Source organism: Umezawaea beigongshangensis, assembly GCF_016464305.1.
Classification (GTDB): domain Bacteria; phylum Actinomycetota; class Actinomycetes; order Mycobacteriales; family Pseudonocardiaceae; genus Umezawaea_A; species Umezawaea_A beigongshangensis.
In genome coordinates this window covers 78,496-96,232 of record NZ_JAEIOJ010000015.1, presented here as the reverse complement: position 1 = coordinate 96,232, position 17,737 = coordinate 78,496, and the positions used below count along the sequence as shown (strand labels likewise).

The 17,737-nt window shown below is 72.6% G+C and carries 20 protein-coding genes and 1 tRNA gene; 11 read left to right on the top strand and 10 right to left on the bottom strand.

What is annotated here, in order from left to right; all coding sequences use genetic code 11:
• Positions 1-26 precede the first annotated feature (26 nt).
• The gene (locus IMZ35_RS27105; protein WP_199444026.1) at positions 27-1,115 is read right to left on the bottom strand and encodes an alpha/beta hydrolase; all 1,089 of its coding nucleotides are present in this window, start codon (positions 1,113-1,115) and stop codon (positions 27-29) included.
• Between the two features lie 138 nt (positions 1,116-1,253).
• On the opposite strand from IMZ35_RS27105, the gene IMZ35_RS27100 reads away from it, so the two are divergent.
• The 3 genes from IMZ35_RS27100 (at position 1,254) to IMZ35_RS27090 (ending at position 2,892) form a co-directional block, all read left to right on the top strand.
• On the top strand, positions 1,254-1,817 hold the full coding sequence (locus IMZ35_RS27100) for an NADPH-dependent FMN reductase (RefSeq protein ID WP_199444025.1): 564 nt from the start codon (positions 1,254-1,256) through the stop codon (positions 1,815-1,817).
• A 142-nt stretch (positions 1,818-1,959) separates the two neighbouring features.
• On the top strand, positions 1,960-2,382 hold the full coding sequence (locus IMZ35_RS27095) for an organic hydroperoxide resistance protein (protein WP_199444050.1): 423 nt from the start codon (positions 1,960-1,962) through the stop codon (positions 2,380-2,382).
• 33 nt (positions 2,383-2,415) lie between these two features.
• Positions 2,416-2,892 carry a Dps family protein gene (locus IMZ35_RS27090; RefSeq protein ID WP_199444024.1) on the top strand — a complete coding sequence of 159 codons (477 nt, stop codon included), beginning with the start codon at positions 2,416-2,418 and terminating at the stop codon, positions 2,890-2,892.
• A 63-nt stretch (positions 2,893-2,955) separates the two neighbouring features.
• On the opposite strand, the gene IMZ35_RS27085 is transcribed toward IMZ35_RS27090, so the two are convergent.
• Together IMZ35_RS27085 and IMZ35_RS27080 are read right to left on the bottom strand one after the other, a co-directional pair.
• The gene (locus IMZ35_RS27085; protein ID WP_199444023.1) at positions 2,956-4,815 is read right to left on the bottom strand and encodes a S9 family peptidase; all 1,860 of its coding nucleotides are present in this window, start codon (positions 4,813-4,815) and stop codon (positions 2,956-2,958) included.
• A complete protein-coding gene (locus tag IMZ35_RS27080) occupies positions 4,812-5,624 on the bottom strand; it encodes a class I SAM-dependent methyltransferase (protein ID WP_199444022.1) in 813 nt (270 codons plus the stop codon). The genes IMZ35_RS27085 and IMZ35_RS27080 overlap by 4 nt, the downstream gene beginning before the upstream one ends.
• Before the next feature lie 242 nt (positions 5,625-5,866).
• Between IMZ35_RS27080 and IMZ35_RS27075 the strand changes: the two genes are divergently transcribed.
• The gene (locus tag IMZ35_RS27075) at positions 5,867-6,157 is read left to right on the top strand and encodes a hypothetical protein (protein WP_199444021.1); all 291 of its coding nucleotides are present in this window, start codon (positions 5,867-5,869) and stop codon (positions 6,155-6,157) included.
• A gap of 9 nt (positions 6,158-6,166) precedes the next feature.
• On the opposite strand, the gene IMZ35_RS27070 is transcribed toward IMZ35_RS27075, so the two are convergent.
• Positions 6,167-6,415: a hypothetical protein gene (locus IMZ35_RS27070; protein WP_199444020.1), complete on the bottom strand. Its 249-nt coding sequence runs from the start codon at positions 6,413-6,415 to the stop codon at positions 6,167-6,169.
• A 275-nt stretch (positions 6,416-6,690) separates the two neighbouring features.
• Here IMZ35_RS27070 and IMZ35_RS27065 point away from each other — a divergent pair, with 275 nt between their 5' ends.
• Entirely contained in the window at positions 6,691-7,476 is a 786-nt protein-coding gene (locus IMZ35_RS27065) for an SRPBCC family protein (RefSeq protein ID WP_438816904.1), read from the top strand.
• A 432-nt stretch (positions 7,477-7,908) separates the two neighbouring features.
• Here the strand turns inward: IMZ35_RS27065 and IMZ35_RS27060 are convergent.
• Positions 7,909-7,982 (bottom strand) — tRNA-Pro (locus IMZ35_RS27060).
• 19 nt (positions 7,983-8,001) lie between these two features.
• Positions 8,002-8,964, bottom strand: a complete 963-nt coding sequence (locus tag IMZ35_RS27055; protein WP_307868854.1) for a metallophosphoesterase — start codon at positions 8,962-8,964, stop codon at positions 8,002-8,004.
• Between the two features lie 64 nt (positions 8,965-9,028).
• Between IMZ35_RS27055 and IMZ35_RS27050 the strand changes: the two genes are divergently transcribed.
• Entirely contained in the window at positions 9,029-9,499 is a 471-nt protein-coding gene (locus tag IMZ35_RS27050; RefSeq protein WP_199444018.1) for a GatB/YqeY domain-containing protein, read from the top strand.
• Between the two features lie 46 nt (positions 9,500-9,545).
• Here IMZ35_RS27050 and IMZ35_RS27045 read toward each other — a convergent pair whose 3' ends face one another.
• Positions 9,546-11,999, bottom strand: coding sequence for a penicillin-binding protein (locus tag IMZ35_RS27045; RefSeq protein ID WP_199444017.1), 2,454 nt, complete (start codon positions 11,997-11,999; stop codon positions 9,546-9,548).
• Positions 12,000-12,252: 253 nt separating this feature from the next.
• Between IMZ35_RS27045 and IMZ35_RS27040 the strand changes: the two genes are divergently transcribed.
• Positions 12,253-12,549, top strand: coding sequence for a WhiB family transcriptional regulator (locus IMZ35_RS27040; RefSeq protein ID WP_199444016.1), 297 nt, complete (start codon positions 12,253-12,255; stop codon positions 12,547-12,549).
• A gap of 26 nt (positions 12,550-12,575) precedes the next feature.
• Here the strand turns inward: IMZ35_RS27040 and bagB are convergent, their stop codons facing one another.
• The 3 genes from bagB to IMZ35_RS27025 are packed head-to-tail and all read right to left on the bottom strand — an operon-like array spanning position 12,576 to position 15,013.
• Entirely contained in the window at positions 12,576-13,712 is a 1,137-nt protein-coding gene (gene bagB / locus IMZ35_RS27035) for an ATPase BagB (RefSeq protein WP_307868853.1), read from the bottom strand.
• Positions 13,709-14,710: an ATPase BagA gene (bagA, locus tag IMZ35_RS27030; protein WP_199444047.1), complete on the bottom strand. Its 1,002-nt coding sequence runs from the start codon at positions 14,708-14,710 to the stop codon at positions 13,709-13,711. Before bagA ends, bagB begins: the two co-directional genes overlap by 4 nt.
• Before the next feature lie 51 nt (positions 14,711-14,761).
• A complete protein-coding gene (locus IMZ35_RS27025; RefSeq protein WP_199444015.1) occupies positions 14,762-15,013 on the bottom strand; it encodes a hypothetical protein in 252 nt (83 codons plus the stop codon).
• A 72-nt stretch (positions 15,014-15,085) separates the two neighbouring features.
• Between IMZ35_RS27025 and sp36 the strand changes: the two genes are divergently transcribed.
• Genes sp36 through IMZ35_RS27005 form a run of 4 tightly spaced genes read left to right on the top strand, consistent with a single transcriptional unit; the run spans position 15,086 to position 17,718 of the window.
• Positions 15,086-15,241 (top strand): Sp36 family protein, encoded by a 156-nt coding sequence (gene sp36, locus IMZ35_RS27020; RefSeq protein WP_199444014.1) that lies wholly within the window; start codon positions 15,086-15,088, stop codon positions 15,239-15,241.
• The gene (locus tag IMZ35_RS27015; protein ID WP_199444013.1) at positions 15,238-15,693 is read left to right on the top strand and encodes a RidA family protein; all 456 of its coding nucleotides are present in this window, start codon (positions 15,238-15,240) and stop codon (positions 15,691-15,693) included. Before sp36 ends, IMZ35_RS27015 begins: the two co-directional genes overlap by 4 nt.
• Positions 15,694-15,745: 52 nt before the next feature.
• The gene (locus IMZ35_RS27010; RefSeq protein ID WP_199444012.1) at positions 15,746-16,363 is read left to right on the top strand and encodes a hypothetical protein; all 618 of its coding nucleotides are present in this window, start codon (positions 15,746-15,748) and stop codon (positions 16,361-16,363) included.
• Positions 16,364-16,401: 38 nt separating this feature from the next.
• On the top strand, positions 16,402-17,718 hold the full coding sequence (locus tag IMZ35_RS27005; protein WP_199444011.1) for a hypothetical protein: 1,317 nt from the start codon (positions 16,402-16,404) through the stop codon (positions 17,716-17,718).
• Positions 17,719-17,737: the final 19 nt, after the last annotated feature.

Genomic DNA, 17,737 nt, shown 5'->3' with positions numbered 1-17,737 from the left:
ATGTCTTCCCCTTCGACCGAGGAGGACTACGCCGGTTCGGGGACGTCGGTCGCCGAGTTCGCCAGCGCCAGTCCCGTGCGCAGCGCTCCGACGGCCTCGGCGACGGCGAGCCGGAACGCCGTGCCCACGCCGAACGCGTTGGCGAAGCCGTGGAAGAGGCCCTCGTGCCGCCGCAGCACGACGGGCACGCCCGACTCGGCGAGCCGCTCGGCGAACGCCTCGCCCTCGTCGCGCAGCGGGTCGAACCCGGCCGTGGCGACGTAGGCGGGCGGCAGGCCGCTCAGGTCGTCGGCCAGCAGCACGGACAGCCGGGGGTCCAGCCGCGTGGCGCGATCGGGCGCGTACTGGTCGATGAACCAGTCCATCTTCTCGTCGGTGAGGAAGAAGCCGTTGCCGAACAGCTCGCGCGACCTGCGGCGGCGCGACGCGTCCAGGCCGGGGTAGAACAGCAGCAGGAACACCGGCCGGGGCCCGTTCCCGCTCGCGGCGCGGTGGGCGGTGGCGGCGGACAGGTTGCCGCCCGCGCTGTCGCCGCCCAGGGCGATCCGCGCCGGATCGGCCCCCAGCTCGGCGGCGTGCTCGACGGCCCACTCCCACGCGGTCCACGCGTCGTCGACGGCGGCGGGGAACGGGTGCTCCGGGGCCAGCCGGTAGTCCACCGACAGCACGCGCACGCCCGCCTCCACGGCGAGGAAGCGGCACAGGTTGTCGTGCGTGTCGAGATCACCGCTGACCCAGCCGCCGCCGTGGTGGAAGACCAGCATCGGCGAGCCGTCGGCCAGGCCGTCCGGCCGGTACAGGCGGACGGGGACCTCCCCGCCCTCGCGGGGCGCCGCCAGCGAGCGCACGGAGACGCCGGTCAGGACCGGGCCGCCGATGAGACCGGTCGCGCGGATCAGCCCGGCGCGGTTGGCCGCCGCGGACCGGTGGCTCCAGTTCTCCCCGGTGAGCTGCTGCAACCGCAGCAGGAGCTGGCTGTCGGGGTGCAGCCGCTGTCCGTCCAGGACGATCGGGCGACCGGCGATCAACCGGCGCAGCGGAGCGGGCAGGGCGAAGACGAACCGCAGGCCACCGGCCAGCACTCCGGGGGGCAACGCGTCGGCGAGCTTCGACATGCCCCGGAACGCTACTCGTCAGTAGCGGGTGTGACGAGCGCCCTGCGACTGGACCTGCACCGAGGTCGAGGTCGTACGTTCGCACGCGGCGGAGTTCGACCGGCGGAACTCCCCGCACGAGTGGAAGGATCGACCAGCATGACGGTCACCGTGGTGGGCATCGGCGGCTCCATCCGCCCCGACTCGCAGTCGGAGCGGGCGCTGCGCATCGCGCTCTCGGGAGCGCGGGAGGCGGGAGCGCGCACGATCGAGATCACGGGCCCCGACCTCGTGCTCCCGTTCTACGACCCGTCCCAGCGGGAACGCCCCGAGAACGCCGTGCGGCTCGTGGAGGCGCTGCGGGAGGCCGACGGCGTCGTCCTGGTCTCGCCCGGCTACCACGGCACCGTGTCCGGGCTGGTGAAGAACGCGCTCGACTACATCGAGGACCTGCGCGGCGACGTCCGGCCCTACCTCGACGGGCGGGCCGTCGGCTGCGTCGCCGCCGCGCAGGGCTGGCAGGCGTCGGTGAACACGCTGAGCGCGCTGCGCTCGGTCACCCACGCGCTGCGCGGCTGGCCCACCCCGCTCGGCGCGGCCGTGAACTCCGGCGAGGTCGACTTCGACGCCTCCGGCGGGTGCTCCGACGACAGGATCGCCGCGACGCTGCGGGTGATCGGGGTCCAGGTGGCGGAGTTCGCGGTGTCCCGCGCCACGGTCTGAGACCGGTTGATCCACCACGATCGGGGTATCCGCACCCCGCGGGGTGACTTGTCACACCAGCGGGGCTCGATCTCGGCGTGCGCGACGTTGATCAGAACAGCACGCTGAGTACTCCGACCCGGTTTTGAGGAGAGCGTTGACGATGCAGGTCCTGTACACGGCAGAGGCGACAGCAGTCGGCGAGGGGCGTTCGGGCGAGGTCCGCTCGTCGGACGGCGTGCTCGACGAGCAGCTCACGGTTCCGAAGGAGCTCGGTGGGCCGGGGGGTGACGCCACGAACCCCGAGCAGCTCTTCGCCGCCGGGTACGCGGCCTGCTTCCTGAGCGCGCTCAAGACCGCCGCGTCCGCCCTGAAGATCAAGGTGGAGACCGCGGAGATCACCGCCAGGGTCGGTCTCGGACCGGACGGCGACCGCGGCTACAAGCTCCAGGTGGACCTCGTCGCCACGCTCCCCGGCCAGGACCGGGAGACCGCGACGAAGCTCGTGGAGCTGGCCCACCAGGGCTGTCCCTACTCCAAGGCCACCCGCGGCAACATCGACGTGACCGTCACCACCGCCGTCTGAACGTCGCACCCCTCCGAAGGAGGCGCTGAGAAGATGAGCAAGTCCCCGATCACCAGCCCGCTCGCCGACGCCGAGAAGAAGGCCACCGGCGAGGTGCTCCAGAGCACCCTCGTCGACCTGATCGACCTGTCGCTGACCGCGAAGCAGGCGCACTGGAACGTGGTCGGCAAGAACTTCCGCAGCGTGCACCTCCAGCTCGACGAGCTGGTGACCACCGCGCGGACCTACACCGACTCCGTGGCCGAGCGCGCGTCCGCGCTGGGCGTGTCGCCCAACGGCAAGGCCAGGACCGTCGCCGACTCCTCCGGCCTGCCCGACTTCCCGTCGGAGTGGTTGAAGGAGGACGACGTCGTCCCCGCCCTCGTGACGACCCTGGCCACGCTGATCGGTCGGCTGCGCGAGCGCATCGAGACGACCGAGAAGACCGACCCCGTCACCCAGGACCTCCTCATCGAGATCACCTCGAAGATCGAGGAAGCGCACTGGATGTGGCAGGCCCAGCAGGCGTGAGCCGCTGATCGACGCGCCGAGGGGCCCCCGCGAACCGCGGGGGCCCCTCGGCGCGTTCGCGGGTCAGAGCCGGTCGAGCGCGCGCAGCGCGAAGGACACCTCGGCCGCCGTCTGCCGGATCGTCTCCGCCACGACCAGCGAGCCGTGGCCCGCGTCGTAGCGGTACACCTCGTACGCGGCGCCGCGCGCGGCCAGCCGGTCCAGGTAGTTGTCGATCTGCCGGATCGGGCAGCGCGGGTCGTTCTCACCGGCCAGCACCAGCACGGGCGCGCGCACGTCGTCCACGTAGGTCAGCGGCGAGCACTCCCGGTACAGCTCGGGCAGCTCCTCCGGCGAGCCGCCGAACAGCGCCCGGTCGAACGCCCGCAGCGGCTCCATCTCGTCCTCGTAGGCCGCCGGGTAGTCCGCCACCGGCACCCCGGCGATGCCCGCGGCCCACCGCTCCGGCTGCGTGCCGAGCGCCAGCAGGCTCAGGTACCCGCCCCACGACGCGCCGTTGACCACGGACCTCGCCGGGTCGGCGAGCCCCTCGCGGACCGCCCAGTCGTGCACCGCGGCCACGTCGGCCAGCTCGGTCAGGCCGGGCCTGCCCTCGATCGCGTCCCGCCACGCCGAGCCGTAGCCCGTGGAGCCGCGGTAGTTGACGTGCACGACCGCGAACCCGGCGTCCAGCCACACCGCGCGGTAGGCGGAGAAGCGGTCCTCGTCGGCCGCGTGCGGACCGCCGTGCAGGCTGAACACCGTCGGCAGCGGACCGTCCGGCGCGTCGGCCGGCCGGGCCACCAGCGCGTGCACCCGCCCGCCCGGACCGTCGACGAACACGTCGGTCAGGCCGGTCGACGGCGGAGCCGGGTCGCCCTCCGGGGCCAGCAGCACCCGCTCCGTGCCGTCGGTGTGCAGCGCGCGCACCACGGGCGGCAGCGCGCCGGAGGACCACGAGTACTCGACCGTGCCGTCCGGGCGCACACCCGCGCCGCCGACGACGCCGTGCGGCACCGGGAGCGTGGTCAGCTCGCCGGTGGCCAGGTCGTAGCGGTGCAGCGTGGTGCGCGCCTCGAACGTGTGCGCGACCAGCAGCGCCGACGCGTCGTGGTACCAGTCGGCGACGATCTCGCCGGGCAGGTCGAGGTGGATCTCGGTCTCGGTGTCGGCCTCGACGTCCCAGATCAGCAGCTCCTCGCGACCGCGCCGCTCGTGCAGCACCAGCAGGCGGTTGTCGCCGAGGACCGGGCTGAACGAGATCGCGTCGAGCCCCCTGCCCTCGCCGTCCCACTTCTCCGCGACGGTCGAGCCCTGCGCGCCGGCGCTCGCGGCGAGCACCCGCAGCGCCGCGTGCCGGTTGTCGCCGTGCTCGGAGTGCGCGATGGCCAGCAGCGTCTCGTCCTTCGACAGCGCCGCGACGCCGCCGTCGTGCTCGTTCGCGTACACGACCTCGGCCGCGCCGCCCGCGCGGGACAGCCAGATCGTCGTGCCGTCGTCGGTGGACGCGCCGACCGCGGTGACGTCCCGGCCGATCTCCAGACCGGCGGGGTAGCCGGGCGTCACACCCGGCACGGCGGGTGCGGCGGGTGCGGCGTCCGCGTCGGCGGGCTCGCCGCCGAACGGCTCGGCCACCCACAGGCCGAACTCGTCGCCGTCGTTGTCGGCGAACCACCAGACGGTCTCGCCGTCGGGGCTCAGCGTGCCGTGCGACGTGCCGTTGGGCCGGTCGGTGACCCTGCGGTGGACGTCGGTCGCGCGGTCCCAGACGTAGATCTCCCAGACGCCGCTGGAGTTGGACAGGTACAGGTTGCGGTCCGGCGCGTCCTCGGCCCAGCCGGGCAGCGTCACGCGGGGCGCGGTGAACCTCGCGCGCCACCTGGCCTCGGCCTCGGCGTCGTCGAACAGCGGATCGGGCACTTCGGCCGCGGGGTGCGTCGTCACTCCTGCGATCCTGCCTCACCCGGCACGTTCGCGGTGATCAGGTGGTAGTCGAGCAGGCCCCGCTCGTTCGCCGCGATCCAGTTGCGCTCCCACGGTTCGCGGTCGCCGAGCTGCTCCAGCCACCGGTCGAACGCGGGCCACACGTGCTCGCCGATGGAGCGCACCGCGACCCGCTCGAACCCGGCGTCGGCGAGGTGCGCGGCCACGGCGTCCACGTCGTGCGCGAGGTCCAGGCCGTCGGCGTAGGTCCGCAGCAGGCCGCTCAGCTCGGCCGTGCGGTCGGGGCCGTGGGCGAGGAACGCGGCGAGGGCGAGGCGACCGCCCGGCGCGAGCACCCGGAACGCCTCGGCGGCGAACCCGCGCGGGTCCTCGAAGTGCTGCGCCGCCTCGACCGACAGCAGCGCGTCGAACGCGTCGTCGGCGAACGGGAGCGCCGCCGCGTCGCCCTGCCGGAACTCCAGCCGGTCGTGGTCACCGCCCGCCCGCGCCCGCTCCACCTGCTCCGGCGCGAGGTCGACGCCCCGCACGAGCGCCGCGTCCCGGCCCAGCGCGAGCCGCGTGCCCACGCCGTGCCCGCAGCCGACCTCCAGGACGCGGTCTCCTCCGCCCACGGCGAGTTCGTCCAGCACCAGCCCGTACAGGGCGCGCTGGCTGGCGACGCGCGTCTCCAGGCTGATCTCGCCGTCCACCGGCAGGTCGCGCCAGTAGCCGAAGTTGATGAACCCGCCGCCGAAGACGTCGAGCTGGCCCAGGTCCTTCGTCCCGTAGACCCGCTGCCGCAGTTCGGCCCGCACCCGCTGATCGGTCATCCCCCGATGCTGCCCCAGCACGGCCGGATCTCGGTGTCCCCCTTCCGGTCGTTGTCCTGCGGTGGTCGTCGTGCCGCACGAGGAGGTCCGGGAGTTCGCCCACCTGCTGTCCACCGCCGGCCCCGCGCCGCGGCGAGGATTCCCGCTCCGAGATCGAGCACCTCGTCCCCGCCGACGACGGCGAGCTGCCGTCGTGGCTGCTGCGGGGCACGGACGAACTGGCCGCGCCGATCGACGCGGAGGTGGCGCGGGACGGGATCGGGGAGTTCCTGGACGACCTGCCGCGGGCTCCGCGGACGGGTCGACCGGCGGAGGCCGCCGGGAGGGTGCTGGAACCGCGGGAGGACACCGGTCCGCGGTGGACCGTCGAGTTCGGGACGTGGACCAGGCCGCCGGGGGCGGGCGCGGCGGACGTGGTGGTGCGGGGGTCCGCGGTGGAGTTGTACCTGTTCCTGCACGGCCGGGCACCGGCACCGCTGGTCACCGGGAACGCGGCGCTGCTGGCGCGCTGGTCGGAGGCGACCCGGTTCTGACCGGTCGTCCTACCCGGACCGGTGACGGCCGCGGCGCGGCCCCAGCTCCTCGGTGAGGATCGTGTCGCAGGTGTTCGCCGCGCGGATCAGCGAGCGGACGACGAGGGCCGGCACGGCGAGTCCGGCTGCCGTGGCGACGGCGATTCCCGGAGAGGTCAGCGCGCCGACCGGTGCCGCCGTGCCGAGGATCGCGACCGTCCACAGCGCGGCGGTCAGCCGTCGCTTCGGGACGGGGTGGACCGAGGAGACCACGTTCATCAGGACTTCCCCCTGGGGATCGGCGTTCTGCCCGTGTGTCGCGACGCCCCCGCCACCCGTTACCCAGAGTCAATGAAAGTCCCCGCTTTCACTCTAACGAGTGGGACAGGGCCTGCATGTGAACACCATGCGTGACGGACGGTTCGCACCTCATCGACACAACGCTTTTGTGCGTACAAAGTTGCTTGTGCGATGAGAGACGTCCTGTACGTGGAAGCCGTGGAGCAGGCGGAGGCACTGCTCAAACCCTCGTCGGGACGATCGGCCTGCGCGGCGTGCGGGACGAGTCGAGCCTCGGCCACCTGCTCGACCTGGTCGAACTCGACCGCGCGGCACCCGAGCTGCCGTCGATCGGGGTCTCCGGCGACATCCGAGCGCGCCTGCGCGCCTGGTTCGCCGAGCACGCCGAGGCGGACCTGCCCACCCGGTACGAGTTCTGGGGCCGCTTCACCCCCGGCGGCGGGGAACCCCGCCAGCGCCTGCTGCACGCCGACGACACGTCGCTGCGCTTCACGTGGACGGTCGAGGGCGTCGAGTCCGTCGTGGAGATCGCCCTGGAGGAGGAGAGCGCCACGTCGACGGTGCTGTCCCCGTCGCAGACCGAGGCTCCCGACTGGCGGGAGGCGCTGACCGGGAGCACCGTCCGCGGCGTGCTGCACACGTTCTGGACGCTGTCGATCGCGAACCCGGCCGACCACCTGGAGGGCCGCGCCGAGGTCTACGACTCGCTGGTGAACCCGGAGGTCGGCGGCCGGTTCGCGACGGGCGGCTTCGACCTGGACGAGAACCCGGCGAAGATCGTGGACCTCGAACCGGGCCGCCGGATGTCGATGTCGTGGGAGAACCTGGTCGACACCCGGGAGCTGGCGGACGCGGACGGCAAGACCCGGCTGACGTTCGTGCAGAGCGGCTTCGACGGACGCCCGCCCCGCGCCGGGTGGCTGGGCCGGCTCGGCGGCGTCGCGGAGCTGTGCCGCTTCCACGAGCGGAGCGACTGGCGTCCGACGTGGATCGAGGTCGAGGTGCCGGGCCTGCCGGAGGGGATGCTCACGACGGGCTGAGCGGTGCGCGCCGCGCGGCCTTCGGCAAGCGCAGTGCGCGGTGCCTGAGCGGCTGAGAGCGGTGGGAAGTCCTCGGGAACTCGTCGAGCACGTCGAGCAGACCGGTGACGGAGTAGCCGTCTTCGAGGCGCGTGCTCCAGCGGTTCGGTCCACGGAGGACCGGGCTGCGACGGCACCTGCTCGGCGACGGCTGTGGTGATCTCGCGGTGGGGGCGCTGCGAGAGCGGTAGCAGCGGCACGGGCCCTTCGCTCACCGGGATGACCGGCAGCCGAACGCCTCCGACGCCCACGTCCCAGCCGTTGTGATTCCCATCACCAAGCTGTGATCGTCGATGGCCAGCGCCGGTCGCCGGTTCGTTCCCGCGCCGCGATGATCCCGGAAAGCAGAACAGCCCGGAGGCTCTGAGAGCCTCCGGGCTGATTCACCACCAGTCGGGGTGACAGGATTTGAACCTGCGACCTCTTCGTCCCGAACGAAGCGCGCTACCAAGCTGCGCCACACCCCGGTTGGGAACGAGGTGAACTCTACCCGACGTCCGCGCCAGCTCCGAATCGGGTACCCCACCGCTCGTTCGCCCGGCTCTGAGCTGCGGTGACGGTGCGCGGGACCAGGGTCAGCAGGCTCGCCTCGGGCGGGCACGCGAAGCGCACCGGCGCGTAGGGCGACGTGCCGAGGCCCGCCGACACGTGCAGCCACGTGTGCGTGCCCCAGCGGGACGCGCCGCGGGCGCGGGAGCGGTCCAGTTCGCAGTTCGTCACGATCGCGCCGTAGCCGGGGACGCGCAGCTGTCCGCCGTGCGTGTGCCCGGCCATCACCAGGTCGTAGCCGTCGGCGGCGAACGGGTCCAGCACGCGGGGCTCCGGCGAGTGGGTCACGCCCAGTCGCAGGTTCGCCTCCGGGTCGACGGCGCCGGCGATGTCCTCGTAGCGGTCGCGCTTCAGGTGCGGGTCGTCCAGGCCGGCCGCGAAGATCGTCTGACCGGCGACGGTGAACGTGCGGCGCACGTGGGTCAGGTCCAGCCAGCCGCGCTCCACCATCCCGGCGCGCAGGTCGCGCCACGGCAGGTGGATGCCGTGGATGCGCTTCGTCTTCGACGACGGCAGCAGGTAGCGGGCCGGGTTCTTCGGCCGCGGCGCGTAGTAGTCGTTGCTGCCGAACACGAACACGCCGGGACGGTCCAGCAGCGGGCCCAGCGCGCGCAGCACGGCGGGCACGGCCTGCTTGTGCGCGAGGTTGTCGCCGGTGTTCACGACGAGGTCGGGCTCCAGCTCGTCGAGCGCGGCGACCCACCGCTGCTTCGACCTCTGGTCCGGCATCATGTGCAGGTCCGACAGGTGCAGCACCGTCAACGGCTTCGAGCCGGGCGCGAGGACCGGCAGCGTCGCGGTGCGCAGTGTCCAGTGCCTGCGTTCGATGCCGGCGGCGTAGGCGATCGTGGCGGCGCCGAGAGCGGTCGTGGTGAGCAGGGTGCGACCGAGCGTGTTCACGCCACCAACCCTACGGCGTTCATCCGGTCGGGGCCGACCCGCGGTGCCGGTACCGTTGCGCCTCATGGCGGAGCTGAAGACGCGACTGCAGAGTGACCTGACGGCCGCGATCAAGGGTCGGGAGACCGTGAGGGCCGGTGCGCTGCGGATGACGCTGGCCGCGCTGACCACCGAGGAGGTCTCCGGCAAGAGCGCCCGCGAGCTCACCGACGACGAGGTCCTGAAGGTCATCGCGCGCGAGGTCAAGAAGCGCAAGGAGGCCGCGGAGGCGTTCGCCGGCGCCGGGCGCACCGAGCAGGCCGAGCTGGAGCGCGCCGAGTCCGCGGTGCTGGAGGACTACCTGCCCGCGCAGCTGGACGACGCGGAACTGGCCTCGCTGGTGGAGGCGTCGGTGGCCGAGGTCGCCGCGCAGCTCGGCGAGCAGCCGGGACAGCGCCAGATGGGCCAGGTCATGAAGTCGGTCAACGCGAAGGTCGCCGGGCGTGCCGACGGCGGCCGGGTCGCCGCCGCCGTGCGGGCGGCGCTCGCGGGCTGAGCCCGCGACGCCGGACCGTCCCCTCCGCACCCGAGGAGGGGACCGGTCAGCCCGGCGGCTCGACGGGCAGCGTCAGGCCCGGTTCCCGGCCGGGCGGGTCCTCGCCGGGCTCCGGCTCGACCGGTGGCGACTGCGTCGTCACCGGCGGCGGCGCGGTCGCGACGGGCGGTGGCACGTAGCCGGTGCTCACCAGCAGCGTGATCACGGTGCCCCGCAACGCGTTGCCCCGCGGCGTCTGGCTCACCACGGTGCCCTTCGCCTGCGACGAGTTGATGTTCTGGGTGGACACCCGGTACCCGGCGTCCTCCAGCTTCCGCTGCGCGTCACCGGCCGACCTGCCGACCACGTCCGGGATGCGCGTCTGCTCCCCGCCCTTGACGTAGCGGGTCTCGGTCTGCGGCAGCGGCGCGACGGGGAGTCCTCTGTGGACTCTCGACATCGTGTCGAACCACGTGAGGGCCGGCACGCCACCACCGGCGATGTTGCCCTGGGCGCACAGTCGCGGTGCGCCGTTCGCGCAGATGCCGCGCGGGGCCGTGCCGTCGTTGAAGGTCTGCACGGCGCCCGCGAGCTGCGGGGTCGCGCCGATGAACGCCGCGGACTTGTAGTCCTCGGTGGTGCCGGTCTTGCCGAGCATCGGCCGCGTCCAGGCGAACCGCCGCGCCGCCCCCGCCGCCGTGCCGCTGCCCTGGTCGTCCTTGCTCATGCCGACCGCGAGGGTGTTGGCGAGCTGCTCCGCGACGGCCTGCTCGCACGGCGCGTCGTCGACCTTCACCGGGTCGCCGTGCCGGTCGGTGACCTCCAGCAGCGGCGTCGGCGGGCACCACGTGCCGCCGCTCATGATCGTCGCGGCGACGTTGGCCAGTTCCAGGGTGTTCGTCGGCGCCGGGCCGAGGGTGAACGACGCGTTGCCGCCGCCGGACTTGTAGAACTCCGACTGCGAGATCCGCAGGGCGCTGTTCTCCGCCGCGGAGTCCGGCCGCACCCCGGCGATGTTCGTGCTCATCGTCTGGCGCATCCCGAGCCTGCTGGCCATGTCCACGACGGGTTCCATGCCGAGCTGCTCCTCCAGGATCACGAACCCGGTGTTCGGCGAGGTCGCGAGCGCCGTCTGGAGGGTCATCTGCGCGGGGTAGTTGGTGGTGGCGTTGCTGAGGCAGTACCAGCGGGTGTCGGGCTCACCGGTCGGCGGGCACTTGGTGCCGCCGCCCTTGAAGACCTTCGACGTGTACGTGGACGGCGTGGCCATCGTGTTCTCGATGCCCATGCCCTTCTCCATCGCCGCCGCGGCGGTGAACACCTTGTAGACCGATCCGGCGCCGAACTTGTTCTCCACGGCGCTGGGCAGGTCGTACTGGGTCTGGTGCTCCTCGCTCTTGAGCCCGTAGTCCCGGTTCGCGACCAGGGCGACGACCTCGTGGCGCTCCTTGCCCGGCCGCACGATCGCCATCGTGTTGGCGATGCCGTCGGTGTCCTTCGCGACCTGCGCCTCGGCCGCCTGCTTGGCCTGCTGGGTGATGTCGCGGTCCAGCGTGGTCCGGATCGTGTAGCCGCCGGTCTTGAGCTGCTCCTCGCTGAACCCCACCCGCGACAGGTAGTCCACCACGTAGGAGCAGAAGAAGCCGTTCTCCGGACCGGCGCCCACGCAACCGCTGGGCGGTGTGCGGACCGGCGTCACGACGCCCAGCGGCTCCTGCTTCGCCGCCTCCCCCGCCTGCCGCGACAGCTTGCCGTTCTCGACCATCTTGTCGATGACCTGGTTGCGGCGCAGCAGCGCCTTGTCCGGGAACTCCTCCGGGTTCAGCGCGGACGGGCTGTTGACCATGCCCGCGAGCACGGCCGACTGCGCGACCGTGAGCTGGTCCGGCGTGGTGTCGAAGTACGCCTGCGCCGCCGCGGCGATCCCGTAGATCGTCGAGCCGAACGGCACGACGTTGAGGTAGCCGGCGAGGATCTCCTCCTTGCTCAGCTCGCGTTCGAGCTGGATGGAGATGCGCGCCTCGCGGGCCTTGCGGGCGACCGTCTGCTCCTGCGCCTTCTCCTGCTCGACCCGGTTGTTGCGGGCCACGACGTGCATCAGGTAGTTCTTGACGTACTGCTGGGTGAGCGTCGAGGCGCCCTGCGAGACGCTGCCGCTGAACTGGTTGGTCAGCGCGGCGCGGAACGTGCCCCGCCAGTCGACTCCCCGGTGCTCGTAGAAGCGCCGGTCCTCCACGGAGATCAGCGCGGCCTTCATCGTCGGCGAGATCTTCTCCGCCGGAGTCATGACGCGGTACTGGTCGTAGAGGTGGGCGATCGGCTCCCCGTTCGCGTCGGTGACGGTGGAGATCACCGGCGGATCGGTGGTGACCAGATCCGCGGAGATGCTGTCGACGGTGTCGCTGGCCCGGTTGGAGACGACCCCCAGGGCCCCCACCACCGGATACAGCATCCCGGCGAGGAGCACCCCGGCCAGGAGGCACAGGCCGAGCAGTTTCAGCAGGCCGTTTCGGACGCGCACGCGGGTCAGCGTACGCGGCACCCGAACGGCCCAGGGTGATCCGCAACACCCGCTGGGCCGGTTGAGTAGCTGTACTCACGACAGGTAACGGGTGCGCAAACCAGGCTTGGAGTGGGAACCGGAAGGCTCTACAGTCCGTCAACGTCCAATGACAGCAGTCGCAGGCGAGACCACTCCTGGTGGGGAGCCTAGCGGCATCCGCGGCAGGGGTGTGGCGGATTCGGAATTTGGACAGCACCGAGGAGTGGGGGACATGGACCAGGGGGATTGGCGCATCAACGCTTCGTGCCGGGACGAGGAGCCGGATCAGCTCTTCGTCCGGGGTGCGGAGCAGCGCAAGGCGAAACTCGTGTGCCTGGGGTGCCCGGTACGCACGGAGTGCCTTGCCGAGGCTCTGGACAACCGGATCGAGTTCGGCGTCTGGGGCGGAATGACCGAGCGCGAGCGGCGCGCGCTGCTGCGGCGGCGACCGGACGTGACGTCCTGGTTCGAGCTGCTGGAGACCGCTCGCCGCGAGCACCTCACCGACGACGAGGTCAAGGTCAGCTAGTCAGCTCCACCGAACGGAGCCGGTGATCACTCACCGGCCAGCCGACGACCGATCTCGCGCAGTCCGTCGAGGTCGTGGACGTCGGCGGGCAGGGCGGGTACGCCGACCAGCGCGACGCCGGGGTGGGCGCGCGTGAAGCGGGAGATCAGTCTCTTCTCGCGGTCGGCGACCGCCGCCCTGTCCGCGTGCAGGCGCAGCACCGCGGTGGCCAGCGGCGCCTCCCCGGCGCGTTCCAGGCCGTCCGCCGCCGCGAGCGCCCGTGTCGCGGGCAGTGCCGCCAGCACCGGGTGCGTGCGGTTGGCGACGAGGCCGATCAGCGGCATCTTCTCCGCGCCCAGCCGCTCCACGAAGAAGCTCGCCTCGCGCAGCGCGTCGGGCTCGGCCGCGGCGACCACGAGGAAGCCCGTGCCGGGGGAGCGCAGCAGGTCGTAGGTCTTCTGCGCGCGCTCGCGGAAGCCGCCGAACATGCTGTCGAACGCCTGCACGAACGTCGACGCGTCCTGGAGCAGCTGACCGCCGACGATGGTCGACACGGCCCTGGTGAACATGCTGAAGCCCGTGCCGACGATCTTGCGGATGCCCCGCCCGCCCGCGCGCGCCGGTGCCGACAGCAGCCGGATGAAGCGCCCGTCGAGCACCGTCGACAACCGCTGCGGCGCGTCCAGGAAGTCCAGGGCCGACCTGCTCGGCGGCGTGTCCACGACGACCAGGTCCCACTCGCCGCCGGCGACGAGCTGTCCCAGCTTCTCCATCGCCATGTACTCCTGCGTGCCGGAGAACGACGAGGACACCGTCTGGTAGAAGGGGTTGGCCAGGATCTGCTCGGCGCGTTCGCGGCCCGCGTGCGCGAGCACCATGTCGTCGAACGTGCGGCGCATGTCCAGCATCATCGCGTGCAGCTCGCCCTTGGGCTGGAACCCGTCGACCTGCACCGGGCGCGGCTGGTTGTCCAGTTCTCGCAGGCCCAGCGACTGCGCGAGCCGCCGCGCCGGGTCGATCGTGAGCACCACGACGCGCCGGCCGCGCTCGGCGGCGCGCAGGCCCAGCGCCGCCGCGGTCGTCGTCTTGCCCACGCCGCCGGAGCCGCAGCAGACCAGGACGCGCGTGTCCGGGTCGTCGATCAGCGCGTCGACGTCGAGCAGCGGGGGTCTCGTCGTGTTCACCGCACACCCCGTTCGACGAGCAGCTCGGCCAGTTCGTACAGCGCGCCGACGTCCACGCCGTCGGCCAGCTCCGGCAGCTCCAGCGTCGGCAGGTCGGCCTCCGCGAGCTTGTCCTTCGCCCGCTGCTCCATCTGCAACCGGATGGCGTGCTCGACGGTCTCGTCCACGAGCCCCTCCACGTCCTCCGGGCTCAGGTCCAGCCCGGCGGCCCGCACGCCGTCGCGCACCCGGTCGGCGTCCACGTGGCCGTCCGCCGCCGCGGTCACCGAGTGCGCGGGCAGCCGCGGCGGGCGGACCCGGTTCACGAGCACCGCGCCCGGCCGCAGGTCGGCGGCGTCCAGCTCGGCCACCGCGTCGAGCGTCTCCCGCACCGGCATCTCCTCCAGCAGCGACACGATGTGCACGGCGGTGTCGCCGGAGTGCAGCAGGGTCACCACGCCGTCGCTCTGCGTCTTGATCGGGCCGACCTTCGCCAGGTCGGCCATGGCGCGGGTGACGTCCAGGAACTTCACGACCCGTCCGGTGGGCGGCGCGTCGAGCACGACGGCGTCGTACTCGTGCCGCCCGGTCGGCAGGGTGCGGCGCACGCACTCCTTGACCTTGCCGGTGAGCAGCACGTCCCGCAGGCCGGGGGCCAGCGTCGTGGCGAACTCGATCGCGCCCGCCTTGCGCAGCGTCCGACCGGCGAAGCCGAGGTTGTAGAACATCGCCAGGTACTCCAGCAGCGCGGCCTCGGCGTCCACGGCCAGCGCGCGCACCTCGCCGCCGCCGGGAGCGGAGGCGATGCGCTCCTCGGAGTAGGGCAGCGGCGCGCGGTCGAAGAGCTGGGCGATGCTCTGGCGTCCCTCGACCTCGACCAGCAGCACGCGACGACCGCCGGTGGCCAGCGCCAGCGCGAGCGCGGCGGCCACCGTGGTCTTCCCCGTGCCGCCCTTGCCCGTCACCACGTGCAGACGGGAACGGGTCAGCTCTTCTGTCCAACCGGCGGATTCGGACATCACCAGTTCAGCCTATGTCCGCTGTGAGCGGGCACGCGCGGAGAGAAGAGCTCAGTCCATCATGGTGAGGAAGAACACGGCGAAGGCCGTGGCGGCCACGAGGCCCCACGCGGCGACCGAGGGCAAGATCGTCGCGACCAGCAGGGCGAGCACCGCGACGATCCCCAGGGAGATCAGTCCGGCCCGGACGACCTCGGCGTGCGTGCTGCGGCGTCGATCGCGCACCTGGGCCATCGCGACGAGCGTCATGACCAGCCCTCCCGCGCCGAAGAGGCCGGTGGCCACGATCCGCCAGGTCTCCATGCGAGCACGGTAGCGGTTGGCGAGGTCTCGGGCCGGGTCTGCGCGCCGCGGCGATCCGGCTAGGCTCCCGGCATGACGAAGTGGGAGTACTCGACCGTCCCGCTGCTGATCCACGCCACGAAGGCGATCCTCGACCAGTGGGGAGCGGACGGCTGGGAGCTGGTCACGGTGTTGCCGAACCCGACCGGTGAGCAGCACGTCGCCTACCTGAAGCGGCCGAAGCAGTGAGCTGGACCGAGCGTCTGACCGAACTGGGCGTCGAACTGCCCGGTGTCGCCGCGCCCGTCGCGGCCTACGTCCCGGCCGTGCGCAGCGGGAACCTCGTCTTCACGTCGGGGCAGCTCCCGTTCGTGTCCGGTTCGCTCGCCGCGACCGGCAAGGTCGGCGGGGAGGTCAGCCCGGAGGAGGCCAAGGCCCACGCGCGCACCTGCGCCCTCAACGCGCTCGCGGCCGTGCACGCCCTGGTGGGCGTCGACTCGATCGTGCGCGTGGTGAAGGTCGTCGGCTTCGTCGCCTCCGCGGAGGGCTTCACCGGCCAGCCCGCGGTCGTCAACGGCGCTTCCGACCTGTTCGGCGAGGTGTTCGGCGAGGCGGGCCAGCACGCTCGGTCCGCCGTCGGTGTCGCGGAGCTGCCCCTGGGCGCTCCCGTCGAGGTGGAACTGACCGTCGAGATCGCCTGAACCGCGTCGGCGGTCTGTGCGAACCTCTGGCTGACGAAGGGTGGCTTCCGAGATGCCGGACACCGACTGGGCGTGCCACGAGCTGCTGCTGAGGCTCGCCGGGCGTCTGCCGGACGACGTGCTGTGGCGCTTCCGCGACTGGCTCGCCGGCGAGGCGCAGCCGGTGCTCGCGCGCGCTCTGCCGCGCGCGCTGCTGCACGACCGGATCGGGCTGACCGATCTGGAGCAGCGGCTGCTCGCGGAGGCCGTCCTCCAGCACGGAGCGGACCGCGCGGCGGTGAGTTCCGTCCGAGGACTGGACGAACTGCCGCATCACGACTACACCTTCTCCCCGGAATCACCCGATCGGGTGTCGATGGGGGATTCCGCGACCGTGGTGCTCGGGGCGACCATGCGCGGTCGCCACGCGGTGGGCGAGGTCCGCTCGTGCTGGCGGCAGAGCGGTCGGGGTGCGGTGGCCAGGCGCATGATCCTGGTCACGGCGTCGTCCGGGCACTCGCGGTTGACCGGCGAGTTGCAGCGCGTGCTGCGCGCGCTGGGTGAGCACGACCCGGCCGTCGAGGTCCTGGCGCCGGGAATGGACCTTCCGCCCTACCACCGGGCGGCGCTCGCGGCGTCGGAACTGGTCTGCGCCGGTGCTGACGCCGACGGACACCTGGTGCCCAGTTAGAGCTCGTCGCTGCACGGCGGGCCGAGAGGAGACCTGACGTGGCGAACGACGGTGTGGGACTGCCCGTCCGCTTACACGATCTTCTTCTGGCGATGGCCGGGCGGGTCGACGACGACGCGCTGTCCCAGGCCCGTGAGCTGGTCGCGGTCGGAGAGCTGGACCGGGCGGCGGAACTGCTGGTCGGCGTGCTGCACGCGGGCCGGATCGCGGTGACGCCGGACGAGCAGCACCAGCTCGCCTGGCTGCTGGACGAGGTGCGGTCCGATCCGGGGCTGGCCGACCGGCTGTCCCTGGCCGACCCGCTGCCGACGCCGCGCCACCGCTTCACGGCGGAGTCCGACCCGACCCACGGCGTGTCCGAGGTGCTCGGCCGGGCCGTGTCGCTGCTGCCGGACGTGCGGGGCGTGCGCTGCGTGTGGCGCTCCAGCCCGGCCGGGTCCACCCCCGGCCCGCTGCCGCAGCGCGTGGTGCTGGTCGACGTCGGGCCGCAGGGCTTCGCAGCGGCCACGGCCCACCGCATCGACTCGGTGCTGCGCCGCATCGGCGTGCGCGCCTCCGTCGAGGTGCTGCGGGTCGGGACGCCGCTGTCGGAGTACCACGCGGCGGCTGTGACCGCGGCCCGCGAGGTGCGCTTCGGCGAGCCCCACCGGATGGCGCCGTCGCGGCACGTCGAGGCGCCCGTCGAGGACGCGGCGGCGTGGTTCGACAAGTCCGAGGAGCCTCGGGACGCGGCACCGGTGGTCGAGCCGACACCGGTGCCGGAGGTCGTCGACCACGGCTCCGTCTCGCACGAACCACCGACGCGGCGCACGCGGGTCGCGGAGGTGTTCGAGAGCGTTCAGCCCTACCCGCCGAAGCCCGTGAAGCGCCTCTCGTCGCGCGAGTCGGCGCACGAGGAGGCCGAGCTCCAGCAGCCGGTCGCCGAGCCGGAGGCCGAGGTGGCGGTCGCCGAGCCCGCTGCGGACCACCACGCTGCTGATCACCACGCTGCGGATCACCACGCTGTGGAGTACCCGGTGGTGGAGCACGTCGAGGCGGACCGTTCCGGCGTCCCGCCGGAGAACCGCAACGAGGAGACCACCGAGCTGCGCCCGGAGGAGCTGGCCGCGTTGCAGGCCGCGCTGGCCGACCCGAACGGCGGGCCGCCCTCGCTGCCGCTGCCGTCCGCGGTCGACGCGAACCTCAGCGACCGCGAGCGCTCGCTGCTCCAGCAGTTGCACGAGGAGCTGGCGCAGCGCGAGCAGGTCGAACCGCCGAAGGCGGAGGACACGGGCCGCTGGTCGGCGGTCCGCTCCTGGCCGCCGAACGCGGAACTGGTGAACGGGACCCCGCACCCGAAGTTCCCCACCTCCTGACCGGTCGAAGGCCCCCGCG

Excerpts from the sequence above, each read along its gene's own strand:
- IMZ35_RS27100 (WP_199444025.1), top strand. The coding sequence starts at position 1,254 with ATGACGGTCACCGTGGTGGGCATCGGCGGCTCCATCCGCCCCGACTCG.
- bagA (WP_199444047.1), bottom strand. The coding sequence starts at position 14,710 with ATGTCCGAATCCGCCGGTTGGACAGAAGAGCTGACCCGTTCCCGTCTG.
- IMZ35_RS27095 (WP_199444050.1), top strand. The coding sequence starts at position 1,960 with ATGCAGGTCCTGTACACGGCAGAGGCGACAGCAGTCGGCGAGGGGCGT.
- IMZ35_RS27105 (WP_199444026.1), bottom strand. The coding sequence starts at position 1,115 with ATGTCGAAGCTCGCCGACGCGTTGCCCCCCGGAGTGCTGGCCGGTGGC.
- IMZ35_RS27040 (WP_199444016.1), top strand. The coding sequence starts at position 12,253 with ATGGACCAGGGGGATTGGCGCATCAACGCTTCGTGCCGGGACGAGGAG.
- IMZ35_RS27025 (WP_199444015.1), bottom strand. The coding sequence starts at position 15,013 with ATGGAGACCTGGCGGATCGTGGCCACCGGCCTCTTCGGCGCGGGAGGG.
- IMZ35_RS27010 (WP_199444012.1), top strand. The coding sequence starts at position 15,746 with ATGCCGGACACCGACTGGGCGTGCCACGAGCTGCTGCTGAGGCTCGCC.
- IMZ35_RS27080 (WP_199444022.1), bottom strand. The coding sequence starts at position 5,624 with ATGACCGATCAGCGGGTGCGGGCCGAACTGCGGCAGCGGGTCTACGGG.
- IMZ35_RS27050 (WP_199444018.1), top strand. The coding sequence starts at position 9,029 with ATGGCGGAGCTGAAGACGCGACTGCAGAGTGACCTGACGGCCGCGATC.
- IMZ35_RS27070 (WP_199444020.1), bottom strand. The coding sequence starts at position 6,415 with ATGAACGTGGTCTCCTCGGTCCACCCCGTCCCGAAGCGACGGCTGACC.
- IMZ35_RS27090 (WP_199444024.1), top strand. The coding sequence starts at position 2,416 with ATGAGCAAGTCCCCGATCACCAGCCCGCTCGCCGACGCCGAGAAGAAG.
- sp36 (WP_199444014.1), top strand. The coding sequence starts at position 15,086 with ATGACGAAGTGGGAGTACTCGACCGTCCCGCTGCTGATCCACGCCACG.